This is a genomic window from Anaeromyxobacter dehalogenans 2CP-C (assembly GCF_000013385.1).
GTDB classification, from domain to species: Bacteria; Myxococcota; Myxococcia; order Myxococcales; family Anaeromyxobacteraceae; genus Anaeromyxobacter; species Anaeromyxobacter dehalogenans_B.
In genome coordinates this window covers 2,259,228-2,279,674 of sequence record NC_007760.1, presented here as the reverse complement: position 1 = coordinate 2,279,674, position 20,447 = coordinate 2,259,228, and the positions used below count along the sequence as shown (strand labels likewise).

General features: G+C 77.1%; 14 protein-coding genes. 4 read left to right on the top strand and 10 right to left on the bottom strand.

The window, feature by feature from the left end; all coding sequences use genetic code 11:
• Positions 1-8: 8 nt before the first annotated feature.
• The 4 genes from ADEH_RS10550 to ADEH_RS10535 all read right to left on the bottom strand — a co-directional run bounded on the left by ADEH_RS10550 (position 9) and on the right by ADEH_RS10535 (position 7,803).
• Positions 9-1,352 carry a serine/threonine protein kinase gene (locus tag ADEH_RS10550; protein ID WP_011421085.1) on the bottom strand — a complete coding sequence of 448 codons (1,344 nt, stop codon included), beginning with the start codon at positions 1,350-1,352 and terminating at the stop codon, positions 9-11.
• Positions 1,349-3,436, bottom strand: coding sequence for a tetratricopeptide repeat protein (locus ADEH_RS10545; RefSeq protein WP_011421084.1), 2,088 nt, complete (start codon positions 3,434-3,436; stop codon positions 1,349-1,351). The genes ADEH_RS10550 and ADEH_RS10545 overlap by 4 nt, the downstream gene beginning before the upstream one ends.
• Positions 3,437-3,466: 30 nt before the next feature.
• A complete protein-coding gene (locus ADEH_RS10540; protein WP_011421083.1) occupies positions 3,467-6,889 on the bottom strand; it encodes a glycosyl hydrolase family 8 in 3,423 nt (1,140 codons plus the stop codon).
• A 110-nt stretch (positions 6,890-6,999) separates the two neighbouring features.
• A complete protein-coding gene (locus ADEH_RS10535; protein WP_232287471.1) occupies positions 7,000-7,803 on the bottom strand; it encodes a phosphodiester glycosidase family protein in 804 nt (267 codons plus the stop codon).
• 63 nt (positions 7,804-7,866) lie between these two features.
• On the opposite strand from ADEH_RS10535, the gene pgm reads away from it, so the two are divergent.
• A complete protein-coding gene (gene pgm / locus ADEH_RS10530) occupies positions 7,867-9,507 on the top strand; it encodes a phosphoglucomutase (alpha-D-glucose-1,6-bisphosphate-dependent) (RefSeq protein WP_011421081.1) in 1,641 nt (546 codons plus the stop codon).
• 23 nt (positions 9,508-9,530) lie between these two features.
• Here pgm and ADEH_RS10525 read toward each other — a convergent pair whose 3' ends face one another.
• Positions 9,531-10,364, bottom strand: coding sequence for an aldo/keto reductase (locus ADEH_RS10525; RefSeq protein ID WP_011421080.1), 834 nt, complete (start codon positions 10,362-10,364; stop codon positions 9,531-9,533).
• Between the two features lie 135 nt (positions 10,365-10,499).
• Here ADEH_RS10525 and ADEH_RS10520 point away from each other — a divergent pair, with 135 nt between their 5' ends.
• Positions 10,500-11,351 carry an NAD-dependent epimerase/dehydratase family protein gene (locus ADEH_RS10520; protein ID WP_011421079.1) on the top strand — a complete coding sequence of 284 codons (852 nt, stop codon included), beginning with the start codon at positions 10,500-10,502 and terminating at the stop codon, positions 11,349-11,351.
• A gap of 13 nt (positions 11,352-11,364) precedes the next feature.
• Here ADEH_RS10520 and ADEH_RS10515 read toward each other — a convergent pair whose 3' ends face one another.
• Positions 11,365-11,799, bottom strand: a complete 435-nt coding sequence (locus tag ADEH_RS10515) for an HIT family protein (protein ID WP_041453482.1) — start codon at positions 11,797-11,799, stop codon at positions 11,365-11,367.
• A 276-nt stretch (positions 11,800-12,075) separates the two neighbouring features.
• Between ADEH_RS10515 and ADEH_RS10510 the strand changes: the two genes are divergently transcribed.
• Complete coding sequence (locus tag ADEH_RS10510; protein WP_011421077.1) at positions 12,076-12,312, top strand: hypothetical protein; 237 nt, start codon at positions 12,076-12,078, stop codon at positions 12,310-12,312.
• A gap of 143 nt (positions 12,313-12,455) precedes the next feature.
• A complete protein-coding gene (locus ADEH_RS10505) occupies positions 12,456-14,300 on the top strand; it encodes a M2 family metallopeptidase (RefSeq protein WP_011421076.1) in 1,845 nt (614 codons plus the stop codon).
• Between the two features lie 94 nt (positions 14,301-14,394).
• Here ADEH_RS10505 and ADEH_RS10500 read toward each other — a convergent pair whose 3' ends face one another.
• The 4 genes from ADEH_RS10500 to ADEH_RS10485 are packed head-to-tail and all read right to left on the bottom strand — an operon-like array spanning position 14,395 to position 20,377.
• Positions 14,395-14,601, bottom strand: coding sequence for a CsbD family protein (locus ADEH_RS10500; protein WP_011421075.1), 207 nt, complete (start codon positions 14,599-14,601; stop codon positions 14,395-14,397).
• A 57-nt stretch (positions 14,602-14,658) separates the two neighbouring features.
• A complete protein-coding gene (locus ADEH_RS10495) occupies positions 14,659-17,784 on the bottom strand; it encodes an efflux RND transporter permease subunit (RefSeq protein ID WP_011421074.1) in 3,126 nt (1,041 codons plus the stop codon).
• Entirely contained in the window at positions 17,781-18,902 is a 1,122-nt protein-coding gene (locus ADEH_RS10490; RefSeq protein WP_011421073.1) for an efflux RND transporter periplasmic adaptor subunit, read from the bottom strand. The genes ADEH_RS10495 and ADEH_RS10490 overlap by 4 nt, the downstream gene beginning before the upstream one ends.
• Positions 18,899-20,377, bottom strand: a complete 1,479-nt coding sequence (locus tag ADEH_RS10485) for a TolC family protein (protein WP_011421072.1) — start codon at positions 20,375-20,377, stop codon at positions 18,899-18,901. The genes ADEH_RS10490 and ADEH_RS10485 overlap by 4 nt, the downstream gene beginning before the upstream one ends.
• Positions 20,378-20,447: the final 70 nt, after the last annotated feature.

Below are 20,447 nucleotides of genomic sequence, written 5' to 3'. Positions count from 1 at the left end.
CTGAGCCCTCACGGGCGCGCGTCGGCGCGGACCTCGCGGATGGCGCGGTCGATGGAGTCGCCGGTGCAGAAGTACGCCAGCAGCCCGCCGCGGCCGCGCGCCGCGCGCAGCGCCGGCAGCGCCTCCGGGTCGCGCAGCTCGCCGATCAGCTCGGCGGCGGCGCGGCGGGTTCCGCAGCCGTCGGCCCCGAGCAGCCGGCGCGCGTTCTCGCGGATCACCGGGTCGGTCCGCAGCGCGGGGTCGGCGGCGAGCGCCAGCCGGTAGCGCCGCAGGCACTCGCCGGAGGCGCGGCGGGCGCAAGCCACGTCGCCGCGGAGCTTGTCGAGGAGCGGCCCGCGCCGGCCGGCGCGCTCGGCCTCGTCGAGGAGGGCGCGCGCGCCGGCGGCGTCGCCGGCCGCCAGGCGCGCCGCCACGCCGGCGGCGAGGTCCGCCTCGCCGCGCGGGACGGCGAGGAGGCCGGCGAGGGCGAGGAGCGCGACCGCGAGCACGGCGCGGCCCCGGCGCGAGGCGGGCAGGCGAACGCGGGCGGCCGCGACCAGGGGCCGGAGCCGTTCCAGGGCGCGGAGGGCGGCGGCGCCGAGCGCGGGTGCGCGCCGGACGGCGGCCGCGGCGACGAGCGAGGCGAGCGCCGAGCGCGCGCGGTCGAGCGCGCCGTCCCACGCGTTCGGCGCCGGCGCCGGCGCGGGCGCCGGGGCCGAGGCCGGCGCCGCCAGCGCGGCGCACAGCGCCAGGACGCTGCCCGGCCGGCGCCAGCGCGGCTTCGCGAGCGCGGCCGCGATCGCGTCCTCCAGCGCGGGCGGCACCTCCGGGCCGGGCGGTGCGGGCGGCCGGTACAGGACGCGGTGGGCGGCCTCGAGCGCGGTCGGCGCGTCGAACGGCGGCGCGCCGCAGAGGATCGCCTGCACCAGCGCGGCGGTGGAGAACACGTCGGCGCGGCGTCCGGCGCGCGCGCCGCGGAGGACCTCCGGCGCCGCGAAGCCGGCGGGCTCGACCGGCGCGCCCGGCCCGAGCCCCGGGCGCGCCGCGCCGCGCGCCCCGAGCGCCACCGCGCCGCCCGGCGCGATCCGGACGGTGCCCGGGTGCAGCGCCCCGTGGACGCGCCCCTCCGCGTGCAGCGCCGCCACCGCGGCGGCCAGGCCGCGCGCGATCGCCAGCCGCGCCGCGCCCTCGGGGCGCGCCGCCAGCACCTCCGCCAGCGCCCGCAGGGGCTCCGCCGCCGGGCGCGGCGCGTCGAGCGCCGCGGCGGCCGCGGGCGCGCGGGGCGGGACCGGCCGCCCCGGCGCGGCGGGCGCGGGGACCGCCGAGGCGCGGGGCGCGGACCCCGGCGCGGGGAGCGGCGGGACGGTGTTCACGGAAAGAGGATCTCCGCCCCGACCGCGCCGCTGAACGCGGCGTGCACCGAGGCGAGCCGGCCGTAGCGGGCCTCGGCGGAGAGCTGGAGCCGCCCGATCCGGCGGAGCACCGCGGCGCGGGCGTCGCCGCCGGCGCGGACCGCGCCGCGCGCGCCGGTGGTGAGCTGCACGGCCGGGCCGGCGTCGAGGACGAGGCGCCCGGCCAGGCCGTCGTCGCGCGCCAGCGAGAGGCGCGGCGAGGCGGTGGCGTGCAGCGGGGGCGAGAAGAGGCGCGGGGCGGCCGGGTCGGGCACCGGCCCGTCGCCGGAGAGATCGCGGGCGTGGTGCACCGCCTCGACCGCGCCGCCGGCGGCCAGCTCGAAGCCGCCGGGCCGGGCCAGCACGCGATCGGCGCGCGCGGCGACGCCGGCGAGGAGCGTGGAGCGGAAGCCGGCGCCGGACACGGTCCCCGCCCGCGCCGACAGCTCGCCCCGGAGGTCCCGGCCGGCGAGCGCCACCCGCAGCGCGGCGACGGTCTCGGAGGCGGCGCCGACGACGCGCCCGTCCACGAGCTCGCCGGCGTAGGCGCGGAAGGAGTCCAGGCGCGGCGCGCGCGAGACGGAGGCCGCCAGGGTGGCCGCCCCGAGCGTCGCCTCGAGCCCGAGCGCGCCCTGGAAGCCCTGGCCGGCGCGCCGCGCGCCGTCCCACCCGCCCGCCGCGTCGAGGCGCCAGGCCGGGTCGGGGCGCCAGCGGCCGGTGACGCGCACCTGCGCGCCCTCGGCGCGCGCGCCGTCCGGGCCGCGGTGCGCCGCGGCGCCGGCCTCCACCGCGCCGGTCGTGAACGGCGTCGGGTCGGTGCGGCCGGTGGCGAACGCGCCGGCCGACGAGATCGCGAAGTCCCCGCCCGTCTGCGCCAGCGCCCGCGCCAGGCCGCCCGCCGCCGGCTCGCGCCCGCGGCGCAGGTCGCGCTCCAGCGCCGCCAGCTCGGGCCGGGCCGGGCCGTAGCGGCCGGCCAGGTCCCCGTGGGCCAGCGCGCGGTCGGGGTCGCCGTTCCACGCGTACGCCTGCGCCAGCCCGCGGTGCGCCTCGGCGTCCTGCGGCGCCGAGGCGAGCACCGTCTCGTAAGCGGCGATGGCCTCGCCGCTCGTCTCCTTGCGGGCGCCGAGCACGCGCGCCAGCCCGAGCCGCGCGCGCCGCGAGCGCGGCTCGGCCCGCAGCACCGCCTGGTACTCGGCGCGGGCCTCGCCGCGGGTGGCCGGGTCGGCCGCGAGCAGCTCGGCCCGCTCCAGGCGCGCCTCGGCCGACGGGCGGAGCGCGATCGCCCGCGCGTACGCGTCGCGCGCCTCGGCGCGCCGCCCGGCCTTCGAGAGCGCCCGCGCACGACCCAGCGCCAGCTCCGCGTCGTCGGGCCGGCGCCCGAGCAGCTCGTCGTACAGGCCCACCGCCTCGCCGGCGGTGCGCGCGTCGGCGGCGAGCAGCCCGGCCAGCGCGCGGGTCGCGGCCGCGTCGCCGGGCGCCTCGCGCCGGCGGCGGCGCAGCTCCTCGACCGCCGCCTCGCGCCGCGCCGGATCCCAGAGCAGCAGCCGCAGCCGCTCGTCGCGGAGCGTCCGGTCGTCCGGGGCCGCCGCGAGCAGCCGGTCGTACTCGGCGAGCGCCTCGCCCAGCGCGGCGCGCTCGCGCGCCAGCAGCCGCGCCAGCTCGCGCCGCCGGGCGGGATCGTCCCGCACCGCCAGGCCCATGCGCAGGTAGCGCACCGCGTCCCTCGAGCGGTAGGCGTAGCGCGACCACTGCAGCAGCCCGGCCTGCCGGAACGCCAGCTCCGCGTCGTCGGGGAACCGCGCCAGGTGGCGGTCCAGCTCCGCGACCGCGAGGTCGGTGTCGCCGTTCTGGAGCAGCGCCAGCGCCACGCCGCGCGACGCCTCGCGGCCGCGCGGGTTCTCGGCGAGCGCCTTGCGGTAGGCCTCCACCGCGGCGGCGCAGTTGCCGATGCGCAGGTTGGCGCGCCCGCGCGCGAGGTACCAGGCCTCGGAGATCCCGGCGGGCCGGGCGGCGGCGGGCAGCGCGAGCGCGGCCGCGAGCGCGGCGGCGCGGAGGGTTCGGATCATCGGGCGGGACTCCCCTCGAGCGTCAGGTCGTCAGGCAGCAAGGTAGGCATGCGGCTCGGCGCCCGGGACGGGCTCCGCCTGGAGCGCCAGCCCCAGCCGCCACAGGCCCGGGAGGATGCGCCGTGCGTGGACCACGCGGGCCCAGCCGATCCCCTCCGGGGCGAGCAGCGCCAGCGCCGTGCCCGGCGCGGGGATCGCACCCCTCGCGCCGGCCGCGACGAGCCCCAGCCCCCCCGCCGACGCGTCCACCGCGAGGGCCCGGCAGGCGCGCCCCGCGCCGCACAGCCGGAGCGGGCGCAGCGTCCGGCGCCGCGCCCCGAGGCGCCGCCGCGGGCGGAGCGGCCGGACCGCCCGCCACAGCCCGGCGAGCAGGTGCCAGGCCATGGCCGCCTGCCACCGGCTGCGCCCGTCGTGCGCGCCCGCGTGCGCCCCGTCGGCCGAGAACGCGATCCGGACCAGCGCGCGCGCCTCGGCCGCGCCGACGCCCTGGAACGCGAGCCCGGCGCGCGGCGCCCCGTCCACCGGCTCGACGTAGGCGACGCGCGCGCGGAGGCGGAGCCCCTCGGGCCCGTCGAACGTCACCTCGACCTCGGCCGGCAGCGCGGCGCCGGGCGGCAGCGCCACCGCGGCCCCGCCGCGGGCGAGGTCGAGCGTGCTCGCCTCGAGCGACAGCCCCGGCGCCTCCAGCCGCACCGGCACGCGCCGCCGGATCCGCTCGTCCTCGCGCCGCTGCGGGCGCTCCCAGGCGACGAGCAGCGCGAGCAGCACCGAGACCAGGTTCGCGCCCGCCCAGGCCAGGTTGAACGCGTACGCCTCGACCTCGATGCCGAACGCCCACAGCTCCGCCGCGCCCTTGGCGATGGCGAGGAGCCCGACCGCCGCGGCGGCGAGCGTGAACGCCGAGGTGCGCAGGTCGAAGCGGCGCCGCTCGGAGCGCACGCCCTTGGGCGTCACCTTGAAGCCGAGCCGCCTCGGCAGGAGCAGGTCGAGCGTGGCGCGCGCCAGCGGGAACGCCACCGCGCCCTCGTACAGGCCGCCCCAGAGCAGCCGCGGCCAGCCCGGCACCAGCGCGGACGCCGCGAGCGGCGCGGCGACCAGGTGCGGGACGAGGTAGGCGAGCAGCACCGGCAGCTCGGCGAACAGCGGGTGCAGGTGGAACAGGAGGTACGCGAGCGGCGTGGCGAAGAACACCAGCCGGGCCAGCGGGAAGAAGAAGTACCAGAGCGAGGCGAGGTAGCCGAGGCGGTGGCGCAGCGGCAGCCCGCGCTGGAGCAGCGGGTTGTCGCGGAAGAAGATCTGCAGGCAGCCGAGCATCCAGCGCCGCCGCTGCACCACGTAGCTCGCCAGGTCCTCGGCGGAGAGCCCGGCGGCGAGGTCCTCGTCCACGAAGCGCGTGCGCCAGCCCCCCGCGTGCAGCTTCTGGCTGGTGTGGATGTCCTCGGTGATGGAGAGCAGGTGGAAGCCGCCCACCGAGGCGAGCGCCTCGCGGCGGAACACCGCGCCGCTGCCCACGAAGAACGCCCCGCCCCAGCGGTCCCGCCCGCCCTGGATGGCGTGGTTGAACAGGTCCGCCTCGTTCGGCACCGAGGCCGGCGCGCCGAGCGCGCGCTGGAAGACGTCGGGGTTGTAGAAGTGGTGCGGGGTCTGGACCACGCCGAGCCGCGGGTCGCGGAAGCACGGCACGGTCCGCTCCAGGAACGCGGCGGTGGGCACGTGGTCGGTGTCGAACACCACCACCAGCTCGCCGTCGGTCCGGGCCAGCGCGGCGTTCAGGTTGCCGGCCTTGGCGTGCCGGCGCGGGCCGGCCAGGTAGCGGGCGCCGTGCTCGGCCGCGAGCCGGGCCACCTCCTCGCGGTGCGAGTCGTCGCAGACCACGATGGTCTTCCGCGGGTAGCGCAGGGCGGCGCAGGCGGCGAGCGTCTTGTCGAGGATGTCGAGCGGCTCGGAGTAGATGGGCACCATCACGTCCACCGACGGGTGCGGCTCGCCGGCCCCGAGCGGCGGCTCGGGCGGGCGGGCGCGGTGGCGGAGCCCGACCTGCACCACGAGGAGCGCGACGGTGGAGAGCGCGTACGCCTCCGCGGCGAGGAGCGCCAGCGAGAGGGCGGGGCCGAGCGGCTCGACGAAGTTGAGCGTCGAGCCGGCGCGCCAGGCGAGGTACCGGATCGACAGGCCGAGCGCGAGCGCCACCAGCGCCGCCCGCGCCGGCCAGAGCCGCCGCGCGAGCGGCGCGAGCACGACCGCCAGCGCGACCGGGAGCAGCGGGAAGCGGTCGCGGAACGCGCCCCAGTCCAGCGAGGAGAGGAACGCGAGCGGCTCGTCGAAGCGGCGCAGGAGCCCGGCCTCCAGGGCGCGCCCGAACCAGAGCCAGTTGTGGAGGTAGTAGGGCGTCGCCTCGCCGGAGAGGGCCCGGTCGAACAGCGCGTCCAGCTTCGACGCCCGCATGGCGCGCGCCAGCTCGGGATCCTCGAGCTGCGCGAGCGCCTGCACCGAGGCGAGGTGGGGGAGCCCGTCCAGCTCGGAGAGGGGGCGGCCCGAGGTCGTGTACCGCTCGCGCAGGCGCCCCTCGTCGCGGAACGCCTCGGCCGGGAAGCGGAGCAGCCGGGCGCGCAGCTCCGCCTCGCCTCGCCGCCCGAACCAGCGCGCGTCGAGCGCCACGCGCCAGTAGACGGGCACCGCGTCGTAGCCGAACGCGTCCGGCTGCCCGCCCGGGCGCGCCAGCAGCAGCTCGCCGGTGCGCGGGTCCACCCAGATGCGCTCGGGCGGGAGCGCCAGGCCCTTCTCGATCATCAGGAACCGCAGCACCTGGTAGCTCGACTCGACCAGCTCGGCCCAGGGCCGCTCCGGATCGACGTCGGCGAACACCTGGTAGGCGTACGGCGCGAGGTAGGCGACGTGGAGGGTGGGGTAGCGCTCCGCGGGCGCCCAGTTGCCGCCGGTGGGGAGCCAGCGGCCGCCGGCGCGGATCACCTCGCGCGCCCAGATGTCGGCGAGCAGCGGGCGCGCCGCCTCGAGGTAGCGCGGGTCGCCGAAGCGGCGGGACGCGAGCACCAGCGCGAGGGCCACGTCCTGGTCCGCGTCGGTGGCGGCGTTGCGGTCCTTGACCTTGCCGTCCAGCCAGCGCCACGCCAGCAGCCGATCCTCGCGCACCGCCAGGTTCTCGCGCGTCCAGCGCCAGACCGCGTCCAGCGTGGCGCGGTCGTCCATCCACACCGCGCGGAGCATGGCGTAGCCCTGGCCCTCCGAGGTGGTGACGCCGCCCTCGTCGAGCGCCGCCACCCGTCCGCCCTGCACGTGGGTGTACCGGTAGTAGCTCCACAGGGCGGAGAGCCCGTCGCGGTCCTGCGCGGCCGCCCGCGGGCGCGGCTCCGCGTGGCCGCACCCCGCGAGCAGGGCGGGCGGGGCGCACAGGACGGCGAGCAGGGGGGCGAGGTTCCGCGCGGTCGGCCGCATCGCGGCGCACGGTGGGGGCCCGTGCCGCCCGGGGGAAGCGCCGCGCCGGGGGCGGGCCCACGTCGGGGCGGACGCCGCGGGGCTCGCCGGGCGTGGCGGGGCCGCGCCCGCTAGCGCCGGCGCACGGCCGCGATCACGTTCGGCACCGGCCAGGCGTCTCGGTTGTCGGCCGCCGGCGCCGCCTCGAACGCGCCCACCCGCTCCAGCTCGCGCCCGCCGCCGCGCACGAACAGCTGCGCCTCCGGGCCGCCCTCGACGTACATCGCCTGCCGCAGGTCGAGCGGCAGCGCGAGCAGCGCGTTGACCAGCTCGTGCACCGGCCAGGCGCTCCGCGCGTGGATGAACAGCACGCGCCCCTTGCCGTCCACGCCGACGGCCGCGGCGGAGGTCCGGCGCGCCGACGGGGCCCAGACGTTCTTGCGCTGGCAGGAGACCATCCGGATCGACTGCACCGCCGCGCCGTAGCCGCGCAGGGCGCCGTCGAGGTCTTCGCAGTCGCGGTCGATCATCCGCACCGCGGGGAGGCCGCGCTCCAGCGGGTCGAACGCGAGCACGGTGCGGTCGCGCGAGACGCGCCGCTGGTTCACGTGCTCGCGGGTCCGCATGAGCGAGACGCTGGTGCGGAAGTCCTCCTGGTACATGCTCGCGTTGATCGCGGCCGACGCGCCGGCCCGCTCCGCCCAGGCGCGCGCGGTGAGCAGCCCGCCGTGGCTGGGCGCGGAGGCGTTCAGGAGCCGCAGCTCGAAGCGGGCCGGGTCGATGCGCACCACCACGATCTTCCCGTCGCCCGCGACGCCGGGCGGGCCGTCGAACTGGCCCAGCTCCAGCCCGGGCTCGAGCGCCTGGAAGCCGGCCGGGGCGGCGGTCGGGGCGGCGCCGAGCGCGAGGAGGGCGGCGAGGGCGAGCGCGGGCATCCCGCGCATTGTCGGGCCCGCACGAGGTCGTGACAAGGGCCGGGGGCGTGCCAGGATCCTTCCATGGCACATCCCCTCGCCGGAAAGCCCGCGCCGCGCGACGCGCTGGTGGACGTCCCCGACCTGCTCCGCCGCTACGCCTCGGACGCGCCCGACCCGTCCGTCCCCGCCCAGCGGGTCGCGTTCGGCACCTCGGGCCACCGCGGCTCCTCGCTGCGCCGGAGCTTCAACGAGGCGCACATCCTCGCGGTGACGCAGGCCGTCTGCGAGCACCGCGCCCGCGCCGGGGTGACCGGTCCCCTGTTCCTGGGGCGCGACACGCACGCGCTGTCCGAGCCGGCGGAGCGCACCGCGCTGGAGGTGCTCGCCGCGAACGGCGTCGAGGTGGTGCTCTCGCAGGGCGGGGCGCCCGTCCCCACCCCGGTCATCTCGCACGCCATCCTCACGGCGAACCGCGGGCGGACCGCGGGGCTGGCGGACGGGATCGTGATCACGCCGTCGCACAACCCGCCCGAGGACGGCGGCATCAAGTACAACCCGCCCGACGGCGGCCCGGCGGACACCGCCGTGACCGCGGCCATCGAGGCGCGCGCGAACGCGCTGCTCGCGGACGGCAACCGCGAGGTGCGGCGCGTCCCGTGGGAGCGGGCGCGGCGGGCCGCCACGGTGCGCGAGCGCGACTACGTGCGGCCGTACGTGCAGGACCTCGCCGCGGCGGTGGACCTGGACGCCGCGCGCGGCGCGCCGCTCCGGGTGGGCGTGGATCCGCTGGGCGGCTCGAACGCGCACTACTGGGGCGCCATCGCCGAGGCCTACGGGCTCGACCTCGTGGTGACGAACCCGGTGGTGGACCCGACGTTCGGCTTCATGCCGCTCGACCACGACGGGAAGATCCGCATGGACTGCTCGTCGCCGTACGCCATGGCCAACCTGGTCGCGCTGAAGGACCGGTTCGACCTCGCCTTCGGCAACGACGCCGACTCCGACCGCCACGGCATCGTGACGCCGTCCGGCGGCCTGATGAACCCGAACCACTACCTGGCGGTCGCGATCGACTGGCTGTTCGCGCACCGCGACGGGTGGCCGGCGGCGGCGGGCGTGGGCAAGACGCTGGTCTCGTCGGCGCTCATCGACCGGGTCGCGCGGCGGCTCGGGCGGCGGCTGGTGGAGGTCCCGGTCGGCTTCAAGTGGTTCGTGCCGGGCCTGCTCGACGGCAGCCTGGGCTTCGGCGGGGAGGAGAGCGCCGGGGCGACGTTCCTGCGGCGCGACGGGAGCCCCTGGACGACCGACAAGGACGGGATCGTGATGGACCTGCTGGCGGTGGAGATCCGCGCCCGCAGCGGGCGCGATCCCGCCGAGCGGTACCGCGCGCTCGCCGCCGACCTCGGCGCGCCGGTCTACGCGCGCGTGGACGCGCCGGCGACGCCCGCCGAGAAGGCCATCCTGGGCAGGCTCTCGCCGGAGGCGGTCGCGGCCACCACGCTCGCCGGCGACGCCATCACCGCGCGGCTGACGCGCGCCCCGGGGAACGGCGCGGCCATCGGCGGGCTCAAGGTGACGACGGAGCAGGGCTGGTTCGCGGCGCGGCCGTCCGGCACCGAGGACGTCTACAAGATCTACGCGGAGAGCTTCCGCGACGCGGCCCACCTCGAGCGCATCCTGGAGGAGGCGAGGGCGATCGTGGCCGCCGCGCTGCGCGCGTGAGCGCGGGCGGCGCGCCGCGGCCGTCAGGGCGCGTCGGTGGGGTCCCAGCTCGTCCGGTAGCCCTCGTCGAGCCCGTCGAGCGCGGCGAGGTCCGCCGGCGACAGCGAGAACCCGAACACGTCGGCGTTCTCGCGGATCCGGTGCTCGTGCACCGACTTCGGGATGGTCACCAGGCCGTGCTCGATGCCCCAGCGGACGAGCACCTGCGCCGGCGTGCGCCCGACCCGGTGCGCGACCCGCTGCAGCACCGGGTTCTCCATCTTGTGCCCGCGCACCAGCGGCCCGTACGCCTCCACCTGGATGCCCTTCGCCTTGCAGTGGTCCACCAGCTCGCGCTGGAGCAGGAACGGGTGCAGCTCGACCTGGTTCACCGAGGGCGGCTCGTTCGCCGAGGCCAGCAGCTCGTCCAGGTGACGCACCGTGTAGTTCGACACGCCGATGGCCCGGGCCTTCCCGTCGGCGAGGAGCCGCTCCATGGCCCGCCACGTCTCGCCGCGCAGCTTCGGGACCGGCCAGTGGATGAGGTACAGGTCGAGCCGGTCGAGCCCGAGCCGGCGCAGGCTCTCGTCGCAGGCGCGCAGGGTCGAGTCGTAGCCGTGGTCGGAGTTCCAGAGCTTGGTGGTGACGAAGACCTCGTCGCGGGGCACGCCGCTCTCGCGGATGGCCGCGCCCACGTCCTCCTCGTTCCGGTAGGCGCGGGCGGTGTCCACCAGCCGGTACCCGAGCCGCAGCGCGGCGAGCACCGCGTTGCGCGTCTCGTCGCCGGGCGGCGACTGCCACACGCCCAGCCCGAGGACGGGCATGCGCACGCCGCCGCGAAGCTCCACGGTCGATCGGATCGTCCAGGCGCCGGCCATGATGGCTCCTCACCCCCGCGGCGGAACGGCGAACCGAGGGTCGAGACGACATAATGACGCAGGCCGCGCCGCCGCGCACCGCCCGCGTTTCGCGGCCGGGCCCGGCGGTGGGATGATCCCCCGGAGAGGTGACGCATGCACGTGCTGGTGGCGGGGTGCGGCTGGCTCGGCTCGGCGATCGCGAGGCGGCTGCTGTTCGAGGGAAGGCGCGTGACGGGGATCCGCCGCGACCCGGCCCGGGCGGCGGCGCTGGCCGCGACCGGCATCGCGCCGCTCGCCCTGGATCTCGCCGCGCCCGGCGCGGAGGAGCGGCTCCCGGCGGTGGACGCGGTGGTCGCCTGCCAGTCGGCGACCTCCGACACGCCCGAGGCGTACCGCGCCGCCTACCTGGACGCGAACCGGGCGCTGCTCGCCCACGCCCGCCGCTGCGGCGCGCGGCTCGTCTACACCGGCTCGACCGGCGTGCTCGGCCAGAGCGACGGCCTGGACGTGGACGAGTCCAGCCCGCCGATGCCGCTCGGCCCGACGGCCGAGGTGCTGGCGGAGGCGGAGCGGGCCATCCAGGCGGCGGGCGCGGCGGGGCTCCAGGCGTGCGTGGTGCGCCTGTCCGGCCTGTACGGGCCCGGCCGGGCCGGCATCGTGGAGCGGGTGCGGAGCGGGCGCCTCGCGCTCGGGGCGGGGGAGCAGGCCTGGATGAACTTCTGCCACCTCGACGACGCGGTGTCGTTCGTGCTCGCCGCCATCGCCCGCGGCGCGCCGGGGGCGGTCTACCACGGCAGCGACGCGGCGCCGGCGCGGCGGCGCGAGGTGGTGCGCTGGATCGCGGACCGGATCGGCGTCGAGCCGGCCCGCGCCACGGTGGCGCCGCCGGGCCCGGACCGGCGCGTCCTCTCCGAGCGGACGCGCGCCGCGCTCGGCGTGACGCTCGCCTACCCGAGCTTCCGGGAGGGGCTCCTCCCGCTCGTGCCCGAGGCGCGGCGATCCTGAGGCGCGGGCCGGCTCACAGCGCGGCGGCCACCGCGCGCGCCGCGGCGGCCAGCGCGTCCTCGCCCAGCATGTCCTCCGGCCGGCCCTCGAAGCAGCGGCGGCCGCGCAGGCGCTCCGGGGTGGAGGCGGCGCGCGGGACGAGGTGCAGGTGGAAGTGGCGGAGCGCGTCGCCGATCGCGAACGCGTACACGTGCTCGGCGCCGAGGACGGCGCGCTGCGCGTTCATCACCCGCGCGGCGAGCGGCCCGAGGGCGGCGAGCTCGGCGGGCGCGAGGTCGTACCAGGCGCGCGCGTGGCGCTCGCTGGTGAGCACCAGCCAGCCGGGGATGGGCGACGCGTCGGCGAGCGCGTGCAGCGCGAAGCCGCCCTCGCGGCGCAGCAGCCCGCCGGGCACGCGGCCGCGGCCCAGGAGGAGTTCACAAGCAGTGCACGGCTCGGCGGTGGACATGGGGGCTCCGGTGCGGCGCGAGGCCGCGCTCGCGGGGGCGCGGAACCGCCGGTCGCGCCGAGAGCGAATCCCTGACGGAGCGCGGCGGACGGGCGGGCGGCTGCAACCGTCCGTCATAGCAGACCTCGATGGGCGAGGCGTGCCGGGTGCGACCCGGAGGGGGCTTCCCCCTCGTGTGGTCAAGGCTCACGTTCGGGCTCACACGACGCCGAAAGTGGGAATGGCGACGGCGCTTGCCTGTTTCCGACCCGAGCAGCCATCCGGGAGACCTCCAGCGTGCACACCCAGCCCAATCCGACCCCGCTCGCCGCGCTCATCCGCTCCGAGACCACGGTCTCCGGCCACCGGAACCTGTACTGCTTCCACTACGACGCGTGCCTCGACGTCGCGGTGAAGCTCGACTGGGACAGCTGGTCCTGCGAGAAGTGCCCGCTGTTCCGGGTGCAGGAGGAGCCGCGCGCGTTCGCGGGGAGCTTCGCGAACGACCGCCGCGGCGGCGGGCAGGCTCACTAGTCCGCGGCCCGACCCCGGGCGCGGCGCCCCGCGCCCGTCGCGGGGGTGCCCCCGGCGGTCACGTCCGGCGCGCTCGCGTCTCAGGAACGGTCCGGTCCCACCGCGCTGGCGGGATCGCCGACCCCGTCCTAGGATCCGCGCGCATGACGACACTCCCGGTCTTGCAGCTCGCAGCCGTCCTCCTCGCCGCCGCGCCCTCCGCGCCGGCGGCCCCCCCGCAGGCCGCAGCCGCCGCGAAGCCCACCGCCGCCGACGCGAAGGCGTTCGTGGGCGAGGCCAACGCGGAGCTCAAGAAGCTCTGGATCCGCTGGTCCACCGCGGAGTGGATCAAGTCCACGTACATCACCGACGACACCGAGCGGAACGCCGCGGCCCTCAACGAGGACCAGATGGCGTACCTGACCGACGCCATCCGCGGCGCGGTCCGGTTCCAGGGCGTCGGCGCCGACCCGGACACCGAGCGCATGCTGATGCTGCTGCGCATCGCCTCGCCGCTGCCGGCGCCGAGCGACGCCGCGCAGCGCGCCGAGCTGGCGCAGCTGGCGGCGAAGCTCGAGGGCATGTACGGCAAGGGCAAGTGGTGCGGCGCGCCCGGCAGCGCGGCGCGCGGGGCAGAGAAGTGCCGCGACCTGCAGGACCTCGAGCAGGTGATGGCGAAGAGCCGCGACTACGACGCGCTGCTCGACGCCTGGACCGGCTGGCACACCATCTCGCGCGACATGCGTCCGCTCTACGAGCGGATGGTGACGATCTCCAACGCGGGCGCGCGCGAGATCGGCTTCCGCGATCTCGGCGACCTGTGGCGCAGCGGCTACGACATGCCGCCGGACGCGTTCGAGGCCGACACCGACCGGCTCTGGGCGCAGGTGAAGCCGTTCTACGAGGAGCTGCACTGCTACGTCCGCAGCAAGCTGCAGCGGGCGTACGGCAAGGCGCGGGTGCCGGACGGCAAGCCCATCCCGGCGCACCTGCTCGGCAACATGTGGGCGCAGGACTGGGCCAACCTCTACCCGCTGGTCGAGCCGTACCACGGGCAGCCGTCGCTCGACGTGGACGCGGCGCTGCGCCGGCAGAAGACGGACCCGATCAAGATGGTGAAGCTGGGCGAGGCGTTCTTCACCTCGCTGGGCTTCGAGCCGCTCCCGAAGACGTTCTGGGAGCGCTCGCAGTTCACGAAGCCGCGCGACCGCGACGTGGTGTGCCACGCCAGCGCCTGGGACGTGACCTACTCCGCCGACCTGCGCATCAAGATGTGCATCCGGCCGACCGAGGAGGACCTCGTCACCATCCACCACGAGCTGGGGCACAACTTCTACCAGCGCGCCTACGTGCACCTGCCGGTGCTGTTCCAGAACGGCGCGAACGACGGCTTCCACGAGGCCATCGGCGACGCCATCGCGCTGTCCATCACCCCCGGCTACCTGAAGCAGGTCGGCCTGATCCAGACCGTGCCGAAGGACGAGAAGGGCGTGGTGAACGTGCAGATGAAGCGGGCGCTCGAGAAGGTCGCGTTCCTGCCGTTCGGCAAGCTCATCGACCAGTGGCGCTGGGACGTGTTCTCCGGCAAGACGCCGCCGTCGCGCTACAACGCCGCCTGGTGGGAGCTGCGCCGCAAGTACCAGGGCGTGGACGCGCCGGTCTCGCGCAGCGAGGCGGACTTCGACCCGGGCGCGAAGTACCACGTGCCCGCGAACGTGCCCTACACGCGCTACTTCCTCGCGCACGTGTACCAGTTCCAGTTCCACAAGGCGCTGTGCGAGGCCGCCGGCTGGAAGGGCCCGCTGCACGAGTGCTCGATCTACGGCTCGAAGGCGGCCGGCAAGAAGCTCGAGGCCATGCTGGCCATGGGCGCGTCGAAGCCGTGGCCGGACGCGTACGAGGCGCTGACCGGCTCGCGCCAGGCGGACGCGTCGGCGATGCTCGAGTACTTCGCGCCGCTGCGCGCCTGGCTGCGCAAGCAGACCGCCGGCCAGTCCTGCGGCTGGTAGCCGGCGCCCCCGGCCGCGCTCGCGGCCCGGAGCGGAGCAAGCGCGCCCCGGCGGCCGAGCGGTCGCCGGGGCGCGCCGTTTCCTGCCCCGCGCGTCAGCGGTCCAGGTCGCGGTCCGGGTCGCTCCGCCGCGAGCGCTCGGCGTCTTCCTTCAGATCGCCCACGCCCTTGCGGATCTTCCCCTGCTGCTCCTCCACCCAGCCCTCGGCCTGCTTGGACGGGTTCTCGGTCGCCCCGCCGATCCGCTTCTTCGCGTTGCCCTTCAGCTCGTCGAGCTTGCCCTTGATCTGGTCGCGGTTCACGTGTGCCTCCCTGCGCCGTAGCCTGGGCACCGCCGCGCGCCGCGGCCAGGCGGGGGGTCAGCCCTGCGGCGCGGCCGCCGAGCGCTCCGGCGTGCCGGCGCCGGACGAGCCGCCGCGGCGGCGCAGGCCCCGCAGCCGCTCCATCGCGACGTAGAACACCGGCGTCACGAACAGCGTGAGCAGCTGCGAGAACACCAGGCCGCCCACCACCGCGAGGCCGAGCGGCCGGCGCGACTCGGCCCCGGCCCCGAAGCCGAGCGCGATGGGCAGCGTGCCCATCAGCGCGGCCATGGTGGTCATCATGATGGGCCGGAAGCGGACCAGGCACGCCTCGCGGATGGCCTCGCCCGGCGTGCGCCCGCCGCGCTGCGCCTCCACCGCGAAGTCCACCATCATGATGCCGTTCTTCTTCACCAGGCCCACCAGCATGACGATGCCGACGAACGCGTAGAGCGACAGCTCCACGCGGAACAGGAGCAGCGTCACGAGCGCGCCCAGGCCGGCGAAGGGGAGCGCGGTGAGGATCGTGAACGGGTGCGCGAAGCTCTCGTAGAGGATGCCGAGCACCACGTAGATGACGAGCACCGCCATCACGAGCAGCAGGCCCAGGCCGGACAGCGAGGACTGGAACGCCTGCGCCGTGCCCTGGAACCGCGTGGCGACGGTGGCGGGCAGCATCCGGTCGGCCTCGGCCTGCACCGCGCCCACCGCCTCGCCGAGCGAGGCGCCCTCGCGGAGGTTGAACGCCAGCGTCACCGAGGGGAGCTGGCCGGAGTGGTTCACCGTCAGCGGCCCCACGCCGCGCTCCAGCCGCGCCACGGTGTCGAGCGGGACCGGCGCGCCCGTGGTGGAGCGCACCCGCAGCAGCGCCAGCGCCGCGGGCTCGAGCCGGAACGACGGCCCCAGCGTGAGGATCACCTGGTACTGGTCCTCCGGGGCGAAGATGGTCGAGACCTGCCGGTCGCCGTAGGCGGTGTAGAGCGCGTCCTCGATCGCGTCCGGCGTCACCCCGAGCGCCGCGGCCCGGTCGCGGTCGATCCGGACGGTGACGCGCGGCGAGGCGAGCCGCAGGTCGCTGGTGACGTCCTGGAGCAGGGGCAGCGCGCGCAGCCGCTCCTCCAGCGCCTGCGCGTGCCGGTACAGCCCCTCGGTGTCGGCGTCCTGCAGCGTGAACTGGTACTGCGCGCGGCTCTGCTGGCCGCCGATGTTGATGGGCGGCGGGTTCACCAGGAACACGCGCAGCGCCGGGTACCGGGCCAGCTCCGCGCGCAGGCGCGCGAGGAGCTCGTCCGCGCTCGCCTCCCGGTCGTGCCGGCCGCGCAGCCGGAGGAACATGTTGCCCTGCGTGACGCCGGCGGTGCCGCGCCCGCCCACGCTGGACATGAACATCTCCACCTCGGCGTGCGTCGCGACCACCTGCGCCGCGCCGCGCTGCGCCCGGACCATGTAGTCCCAGCTCGCGCCCTCCGGGCCCTCGGTGATGACCTGGAGGCGGCCGGTGTCCTCGCTCGGCAGGAAGCCCTTCTTCACCGCCGCGAACAGCGGGACCATCGCCACCAGCACCACCACCGAGCCGGCCAGCACGGTGCGCGGGTGCGCCAGCGACCAGACCAGGCCGCGGTCGTAGAGCCGCAGGCTCGCGTCGAACGCGCGCTCGGTCACGGCGTAGAGCCGGCCGTGGTGGGCCTCCTTGCCGGGCCGCAGGAAGCGGCTGCACAGCATGGGCGTGAGCGTGAGCGAGACGAAGCCGGAGACCAGGATCGCGGCGCCGATGGTGACCGCGAACTCGTGGAAGAGCCGGCCCACGATCCCGCCCATGAACAGCACCGGCAGGAACACCGCCGCGAGCGAGATCGTCATCGACACGATGGTGAACGCGATCTCCTTCGAGCCGTTCAGGGCGGCCTCGAACGGCCGCTCGCCCATCTCCATGTGCCGGACCACGTTCTCGAGCATCACGATGGCGTCGTCCACCACGAAGCCGACCGCGAGCGTGAGCGCCATGAGCGACAGGTTGTCGAGCGAGTAGCCCAGCTGGAACATGAGCGCGAACGTGCCGATGAGCGACACCGGCAGCGCCAGGCTGGGGATCACGGTCGCGGGCAGGTTGCGCAGGAAGACGAAGATGACGAGGACCACCAGCACGAGCGTGAGCAGCAGCGTGAACTTCACGTCGGTGACCGACTCCTCGATGGTCTCGGAGCGGTCGTAGAGCAGCTCGAGCTGGGCGGCGCCGGGGAGCTGGGCCCGCAGCGTGGGGAGGAGCTGCCGGACCGCCTGGGCCACGGCCACCGTGTTGGTGCCGGGCTGGCGCTGCACCGCCAGGACGATGGCGCGCTGCTCGCGCCCGTCCTTCCAGAGCCAGGCGGCGGCGAGCTCGTTCTCCACGCCGTCGCGCGCCCGGCCCACGTCGGCGACGCGCACCGGCGCGCCGTTCCGGAACGCGAGCACCACGTCGGCGAAGTCCCTGGCGCGCATCAGCCCGCCGGTGGCCTCCACGGTGAACGCGCGCGCGCCGCCCTGCACCAGGCCGGCCGGGAGGTTGGGGTTCGCGGCCGCGATGGCGGCGGTGGCCTCGTCGAGCCCGATGCCGCGGGCCGCCAGCGCCTGCGGGTCGAGCTCGATCCGGACCGCGTACTTCTGCGGCCCGTAGACCAGCACCTGCGCGACGCCGGCGATGGTGGCGACCCGCTGCGCCACCACGTCCTGCGCGAACCGGTTCAGGTCGGAGAGCGGCAGGGTGGGGGAGGTGAGCGAGAAGTAGACGATGGGCGCGTCGGCCGGGTTCACCTTCCGCAGCGTCGGCGGGCTGGGCATGTTCTGCGGCAGCTGCCGGCCCGCCGCCGAGATGGCGGACTGCACGTCCTGCGCGGCGGCGTCGATGTTGCGGTCGAGGTCGAACTCCAGCGTGATCTGCGTCGTCCCCAGGCCCGAGGACGAGTTCATCGCCGTCAGGCCGGCGATGGTGGAGAACTGCCGCTCCAGCGGCGTCGCCACCGAGGAGGCCATCGTCTCCGGGCTGGCGCCGGGCAGCGAGGCGGAGACGCTGATGGTGGGGAAGTCCACGTTGGGGAGGTCGGAGACCGGCAGCTTCTGGTACGCGACCAGGCCGAACGCGATGAAGCTCGCCATGACGAGCGTCGTCATGACGGGCCGGCGGATGAAGGGCTCGGAGAGGTTCATGTGCCCGGCGCCTTCCGGCCCTCCTCGCGCGGCCCCTGCACCTCCACCTGCGCGCCCGGCCGCAGCTTCAGCTGGCCCTCGACCACCACCCGCTCGCCGGGCGCGATCCCCTTCGAGAGCACCGACTCGGCGTCGCCCGCCTGCTCGACCGTCACGCCGCGCAGCTCCGCCTTCCCGTCCGCGCCGACCACGTAGGCGTAATCGCCCTGCTGCCCCTGCGCGACCGCGGCGGCCGGCACCACCACCGCGCCCCGGCGCTCGCCGATCCGGAGCGCGACGTCCACCACCTGCCCGGGCCAGAGCGCCTCGTCCTCGTTGGCGAGGCGCGCCTTGAGCAGGATGGTGCCGGTGCCGGCGTCCACCGCGTTGTCCACGAAGTCGAGCACGCCCGCGATCTCGGGCCCGTCGCCGGCGCGCACGCGCACCGGCGGCGGGTGGGCGCGCCAGCCCTGCAGCGCCGGCAGGTGGCGCTCGGGGACGGAGAAGGCCGCGTACACCGGCTTCACCTGCTCGATGGTGAGCAGCGGCGTCTGCGCCGACGCGGTGACGAGGTTGCCGGCGTGCACGAGCAGCCGCCCGGTCCGGCCCGCCGCCGGCGCGCGCACGGTGCAGTAGGAGAGGTCGAGCGCGGCCCGGTCCACCTGCGCGCGGTCGGCGGCCACCGCCGCCGCGGCCGCCGTCGCCGCGGCCGAGGCCTGCTCGGCCTGCTGCTGCGTGACGTACTCCTTCTTCACCAGCTCGGCGAACCGGCGCGCGTCGTCGCGGGCGCTCGCGGCGCGGGCATCGTCCTGGGCGAGCCGGGCGCGCGCCTCGTCGAGCGCGGCGCGGTACGGGCGCGGGTCGAGCTCGAGCAGCACGTCGCCCCGGCGCACCGCCTGGCCCTCGGTGAAGCGCACCGCGACGATGGGGCCGGACACCTGCGCCCGCACCGCCACCGACTGGTTCGCCACGATGCGCCCGACGGCGCGGACCTCCACCGGCACGTCGCGCTGCTCCGCCTGCGCCACGCGCACCGCCACCGGGCGCGGTCCCTTCGGCCCGGCGTCGCCGCCCCGCCCGCAGGCGGCGGCGAGCGCGGCGAGGGTGAGCGCGAGCGGCGCGGCGCGAGGGGGGGTCATGGGTTCCCTTCCGGTGCGGGGGCGGGCGCCGGCGCGGCGGCCGCGGGCGCGGGCAGCGCGAGGCGGCCGGTGGCGCGGGCGAGCTGGGCCAGCGCCACGAGGTAGTCGGCGCGGGCGCGCACCTCCTCGGCCCGGGCGCCCTCGAGCGCGGCCTGCGCGGTGAGGAGATCGAGGATGGAGCCGACGCCCTCGCGGTACCGGCCGGCGGCGACGTCGCTGGAGGCCTGGGCCGAGGCGAGCAGGTCGCGCGCGGTCTCGACGCGGAGGCCGGCGGTGCGGAACGCCTGGTAGCCGGTCCAGACCTGGAGGGCCACCGCCTGCGCGGTGGCGGCGGCGCGCGCCTCGGCCGCGTCCGCGGCGGCGCGGGCGGCGAGCGCGTCGTACGCCGGGCGGAGCAGCCCGTCCAGCAGCGGGAGGCGCAGCGCGAGCCCCACCGTCCAGGCGGTCGAGGGCGGGACGCCCGACGGGTCGAGGTACCAGGAGCGGCTGGCGGCGGCGTTCAGCGAGAGGACGGGGAGCCACGCGCGCTCGGCGGCCCGCGCGCCGGCGGCGGCCGCGCCGGCCTGGGCCTGCGCGCGGGCCAGGTCGGGGCTCCGCCGCGCCGCCTCGTCGAGCAGCGCCTCGACCGCCGGCGACGTCTCCGGGACCCGGACGTCCGCGGGCAGCGCGCCGAGGTCGAGCGTGGCGGTGGGCGGGAGCCCGGCGAGCGTGGCGAGCGCGCCGGCGACGGTGAGCGCCTGGCCCTCGAGCTGCTGCAGCCGCAGGCGCGCCTGCGACAGCGCGGTGCGGGCCTGCAGGACGTCGGCGACCGTGGCCACCCCGGCGCCGCGCCGTCCCTCGGCGGCGGCGAGGCTCTCCTCGGCCTGCTTCACCGCCGCGGCCTCCGCCTCGACCAGCGCGCGGCTGCCCAGGTACTGGTAGGCGGTCTCCTGGACGCGCAGCACCAGGTCGGCGACCGCCGCGTGCTCGGCGAGGCGCGACGCGAGCAGGAGCTGATCGGCCTGGTCCACCCGCGCGCCGCGCGCGCCCAGGTCGAGCAGGATCCAGGTGAGCTCGCCGGAGGGCCCGGCCGTGGTGGCGGTGGTGCCGGCGCGCGTCAGCGTCCGCGCGGTCTCGGCGCGCTGGAGCCCGGCGCCGACCGAGACCGAGGGCAGGTAGGCGGTGCGCTCGCCGCCCGCGGCCGCCGCCGCGGCGCGGGCGTCGTGCCAGGCGGCGCGCGTGGCGGGATCGACCTCCAGCGCGCGGGCGACCAGCTCCGGGATCGAGCGCGGCGCCGCGGGCGCGGGGGAGGGCGGGGGCGCGGCCGCCCCGGCGCGCGCCGGCGGCGGCCCGGGCTCGGCCGCGGCCCGGCGCGCCACCTCCGCCGGCGGCGCGGTGCGCCCGTCCACGAAGCGCGAGGGCGCCAGCGTGCCGCAGCCGCTCGCCGACACGAGCACGGCGAGGACGGCGGCGGTGCGGGTGCGGGCGGCGACCATGCTCTGCCCTATTTGAAGGACGCCAGCCCGCGCGTCAACGGCGGAGTGGCGCGGGGCGCGCGGGATTTCC